Annotated in this window: 1 protein-coding gene; it reads left to right on the top strand. The window is 68.1% G+C overall.

Features of this window, described 5'->3' with window-relative positions; all coding sequences use genetic code 11:
* On the top strand, nt 1–483 hold a 483-nt coding region (locus IDG63_RS14265; RefSeq protein ID WP_206176476.1), incomplete at both ends, for a hypothetical protein.

Below are 483 nucleotides of genomic sequence, written 5' to 3'. Positions count from 1 at the left end.
CCATAGGCCATCACCGCCAGGTCCAGTGGAACGTTCCCCACAGCTTCGTGTGGATCATGTACATCAGCATGACCGTGGCCCTGGCGGTGATGGCCTATGGTGCCTGGCAGCGGGTGCGCACCTGGATGGCGGGCAAGCCCGAGGTGCGGTGGGATCGCCCCGGGCAGCGCCTGCGTCGCGTCCTGATCCACGGGCTGGGCCAGGGGCGGCTGCTCAAGGAGCGGCTGCCGGGCATCGCCCACGCGCTGCTGTTCTTCGCCTTCATTGTGCTGTTCATCGGCACCCTGGTGGTGATGATCCACCACGACCTGGGCATCCCCATCCTGCGGGGCCGGTTCTACCTGTACTTCCACAGCCTGACCCTGGACGTGTTCGGCGCCCTGGCCACGGTGGGCCTGGCGGTGTTCTTCTGGCGGCGGTACGTGATGCGGCCGGGCCAGCTGGAGAAGGGCAAGCGGGCCGACTTCCTGCTGCCCCTGGGGC

The sequence above is a fragment of the Staphylococcus sp. EG-SA-14 genome, from assembly GCF_017151935.1.
GTDB lineage: Bacteria > Bacillota > Bacilli > Staphylococcales > Staphylococcaceae > Staphylococcus > Staphylococcus aureus.
The sequence above is the reverse complement of the archived record's forward strand: the minus strand, read 5'-3'. Positions and strand labels throughout refer to the sequence as shown.